At 35.2% G+C, this 3977-nt stretch carries 5 protein-coding genes; 4 read left to right on the top strand and 1 reads right to left on the bottom strand.

Features of this window, described 5'->3' with window-relative positions:
• The 4 genes from LDB17_RS12880 to LDB17_RS12865 all read left to right on the top strand — a co-directional run.
• Positions 1-1128 (top strand): cysteine desulfurase (locus LDB17_RS12880; RefSeq protein WP_393925061.1); only part of this gene is annotated, 1128 nt, incomplete at its 5' end.
• Between the two features lie 93 nt (positions 1129-1221).
• Positions 1222-2076 (top strand): outer membrane protein assembly factor BamD, encoded by an 855-nt coding sequence (locus LDB17_RS12875; protein WP_252639347.1) that lies wholly within the window; start codon positions 1222-1224, stop codon positions 2074-2076.
• A gap of 40 nt (positions 2077-2116) precedes the next feature.
• Complete coding sequence (locus LDB17_RS12870) at positions 2117-2449, top strand: DNA-directed RNA polymerase subunit omega (RefSeq protein ID WP_006844092.1); 333 nt, start codon at positions 2117-2119, stop codon at positions 2447-2449.
• A 6-nt stretch (positions 2450-2455) separates the two neighbouring features.
• A complete protein-coding gene (locus LDB17_RS12865) occupies positions 2456-2917 on the top strand; it encodes a DUF4293 domain-containing protein (protein ID WP_252639348.1) in 462 nt (153 codons plus the stop codon).
• Positions 2918-3088: 171 nt separating this feature from the next.
• Here the strand turns inward: LDB17_RS12865 and LDB17_RS12860 are convergent, their stop codons facing one another.
• Positions 3089-3745 carry a carbonic anhydrase gene (locus tag LDB17_RS12860; RefSeq protein WP_006844090.1) on the bottom strand — a complete coding sequence of 219 codons (657 nt, stop codon included), beginning with the start codon at positions 3743-3745 and terminating at the stop codon, positions 3089-3091.
• Positions 3746-3977: the final 232 nt, after the last annotated feature.

The following is a 3977-nucleotide window of genomic DNA, read 5'->3' as shown; positions in this document are numbered from 1 at the left end:
ACTACCGAAAAACCAAAATGTGTGGTAGAGGAAATGACTAAAATATATTACACCACGAACGCTAATGTGCATCGTGGTGTACATTATTTAAGCCAGCAAGCTACAGATCTGGCTGAAGAATCGAGAGTGGTGGTGCAACAATTCATCAACTCTAAACATAGCCACGAGATTATTTTTACAAGAGGCACTACAGAGTCGATAAATCTTGTTGCTCATAGTTTTTGCCGCCAATTTTGCAATGAGGGTGACGAAATTATTATTTCGGCAATGGAACATCATGCCAATATTGTATCGTGGCAATTGCAAGAGCCAATACGAGGAATCAAGCTTAAAGTAATTCCTATCAACGATAAGGGGGAATTGATGTTGGACGAAATGGAGAAACTTATTTCACCAAAAACACGTCTGATATCGGTTACACATGTCTCTAATGTATTGGGCACTGTAAATCCTGTTGATCAAATAACAGAAATTGCTCACAAACATAATATTCCTGTGCTGATAGATGCAGCTCAGTCGGTTCAGCATATGGCGCTGGATGTACAAAAGCTGGACTGTGATTTTCTTGTTTTCTCAGGACATAAGGTTTATGGCCCGAATGGAGTAGGTGTCTTGTATGGTAAAGAAAAATGGCTCAATCAGATGCCGCCTTATCAGGGTGGGGGTGAAATGATAAAAACGGTTTCCTTTAAAGGGACTACATTCAACGAGTTACCATTTAAATTTGAGGCCGGAACCCCTGATTATCCGGGTGTGATAGCGTTGGCCACAGCATTGAAATACATAAAAAATATTGGGCTTGACTCAATAAAAGCATACGAAGATGAGTTATTAAGATATTGTACTGATGAATTACTGAAAATAGAAGGTTTGCGAATATATGGAACTTCGGATAAGAAAAGTAGCGTAATCTCGTTTTTGGTAGATAATATTCATCATTATGATATGGGAATGCTTTTAGATAAAATGGGAATAGCCGTTCGTACAGGTCATCACTGCGCTCAACCTCTTATGGATGAGTTGGGTGTGGACGGTACAGTGAGAGCATCATTGGCATTCTACAATACAAAAGAAGAGATTGATCAGTTGGTAATGGGAGTGAAAAAGGTTGCTTCGATGTTTCGCTAAACTGATCGTGAATCTCAAAAAAATATAATTGTAAAAGTTTATTTTTAAATTATAAAAGCTTTGTGTAAATTTGCAAACTAATTTTTGAGTAGAATGAAGATACGAATCCTGTGTACCTTATTATTAGCAATGCTGCTTGCATCATGCGGCGAATATAATAAAATATTGAAAAGCCGTGATGCCGAGTTAAAGTATGAATATGCTAAGAAATACTTCGATCAAAAGAAATATGGAAGAACAATCACCTTGCTAGATGAGATTTTATCTGCATATACAGGGTCTTCCAAAGAGCAGGAAATATTGTATCTGTTGGCCCAGTCCTATTTCTATGATAAAGATTATACAACAGCTACTCAATATTATACCCGATATTATAATAAATTTCCGAAGGGCGAATTTACCGAGTTGGCACGATTTAACTCTGCTTACGGATTGTATCTCGATTCTCCGGATGCCAGGTTAGACCAAACAAGTACCTATAAAGGAATTCAGGAATTTCAAAACTTTTTGGAATATTTTCCTCAAAGCGAAAAGGCTCCCGAAGCTCAGGATCTGATGTTTAAACTTCAAGAGAAGTTAGCATACAAAGAGTTTCTTGCCGCACGCTTATATTACAACTTGGGACTTTATAATAGAGAAAATTATTATGAATCTTGCGTAGTAACTGCACGTGAGGCTCTAAAATCTTATCCTTTTTCTGAATTTACAGAAGAATTCCAGATTTTGATTGTTAGAGCGAGATTTGAACAAGCCGTTTACAGTGTTGAAGAAAAGAAGCCTGTACGTTACAGGGATTTAATGGACGAACACTTCAATTATAAAAACATGTTTCCTAATGGTAAGTACACTAAAGAAAGTGAACGTTACTATCGTGCAGCGTTAAAAGCATTAGGTCAGGAAGTAGATGATGCAACAAACGAAGCTGTTCAACAAGAGCTGAAGAAATAAATAATCGAAAAAAACAATATAATTATATTTTAAAATCATTATGGATTATAGAAAAACAAATGCAGCAAGCAATACGATTACCAGAGATATGATGTCTTTGTCTGAAGACACCGGTAATGTATATGAAACTGTTAGAATTATCGCTAAGCGTTCTAACCAGATTTCTGTTGAAATGAAACAGGATTTGGATAAGAAACTACAGGAATTTGCTTCATATAACGATAATCTGGAAGAAGTTTTCGAAAACAGAGAACAAATAGAAATCTCTCGTTACTACGAAAAACTACCAAAGCCAACGCTTATCGCTGCACAGGAATATACAGAAGGTAAACTTTATTACAGAAATCCTAGTAAGGATAAAGATAATTTCTAATATAGAATGATACAGCGTATACAGTCGATTTTTCTCCTTCTTACAACGATATTGATGGGGGCTACTTTTGTGATTCCATCGCTTGAAATAACGAGTGAAGGTCTTAAATTTTCAAGTATATTGTTTAATTCTTTGGGAATATTTGACAACTCAATATCTTATCATGCTTGGGGAGCGGCTATCTTTTGTGCTCTATCCGCGATCGTAGCTTTTCTAAATATATTTCTGTATAATAAAAGAAAGTTACAAATAAAATTGGGATTATTTACGGCTTTGTTGATAGCTATATATTATGTGACTGCCGCGTTTTATGTAAATGCATTCTTAGATAAGATTACTTCAGGATATTCCTTAAATATTCAACTTGGAATTATTTTCCCTGTATTAGCACTGATCTTTGATTTACTTGCTGTTTCACGTATAAAGAAAGACGAAAAGCTTGTGAAATCTTTAGACCGCATACGATAAGCTGTCACATTAATTTGAAGTAAGCATACATATTCGTTTTTGATATTATTTAATATCAATTGCGGATATAAGTAATATAAGAGACATTTACACCCTTTTTCCTAAAAGCCCCTTAAAGGATATTTAAATAGGAAAAAGGGTGTAATGATATTATAAATGAAGTGAAATTCTTCAATCTTCAGTATTGCCTGTAATATCATAAATCTCTTTAATCTTATCAAGCTCGCCGTCCATATCGAAGTAAAGATCATGGAGTTGGGCATCCTTGATATCAAATACCCATCCGGCAACCTTAGGATATCCTTTTTCGTAATAAGACTTTTGAACTTCGCCCATTTTGATTATGTTGCGGCATTGTTCATATGTATTAAGTTCTACAAGTCGCCTATGTCTGGCTCCGATATCATTAATAGCAGCCAGTTCCTCTTTATGTAGATGGTAGACGTCTCGTATACTTCGCAGCCAAGGGTTAAGTATCCCATAGTCCGACTTTTTCATTGCCGCTTCTATCCCTCCACAACCATAGTGACCACAAACAATAATAAATTTAACTTTCAGGTATTCGACTCCGTAGTTGATAACGGAAAGAGCACTTAGGTCAGTGGCTATAACCATGTTTGCGATATTACGATGGATAAAAACCTCTCCTGGCTTTAATCCCATAACCTGATTGGGGTGTACCCTGCTATCAGAACATCCGATATATAGAAAATCAGGATGTTGGTCAGCTGCTAATAACTTAAATAATCCGGGATTGTCTATCTTATTTTTTTCTATCCATTTGTTATTAGCCTCAAATATTCGATTATATTTTTCTTGATCAGACATGTATTCTTTTTTAGTTTGTACCCAAAGATAATATTTATTATTTTAAAGTTGTTCAAAGATATTCGAAGAGCTACAGAGTAGGGAATGTTTATAATACCCTTTAATTATACTTCGGTATGATTCGCATAGCCAAAGTCGATAGAGTTTAATCTATGTAAATCTCATAAATTCCGAAACTTTTAAATCTAAACATTGTTGCAGTGTTCTACACTATAACTCATTTTTTATTCAT

Origin of the sequence: Dysgonomonas sp. Shenzhen-Wh21, from assembly GCF_043392705.1 — a bacterium.
Lineage (GTDB): Bacteria > Bacteroidota > Bacteroidia > Bacteroidales > Dysgonomonadaceae > Dysgonomonas.
This window is presented reverse-complemented; position numbering and strand designations above follow the sequence as displayed.

Excerpts from the sequence above, each read along its gene's own strand:
- LDB17_RS12875 (WP_252639347.1), top strand. The coding sequence starts at position 1,222 with ATGAAGATACGAATCCTGTGTACCTTATTATTAGCAATGCTGCTTGCA.
- LDB17_RS12870 (WP_006844092.1), top strand. The coding sequence starts at position 2,117 with ATGGATTATAGAAAAACAAATGCAGCAAGCAATACGATTACCAGAGAT.
- LDB17_RS12865 (WP_252639348.1), top strand. The coding sequence starts at position 2,456 with ATGATACAGCGTATACAGTCGATTTTTCTCCTTCTTACAACGATATTG.
- LDB17_RS12860 (WP_006844090.1), bottom strand. The coding sequence starts at position 3,745 with ATGTCTGATCAAGAAAAATATAATCGAATATTTGAGGCTAATAACAAA.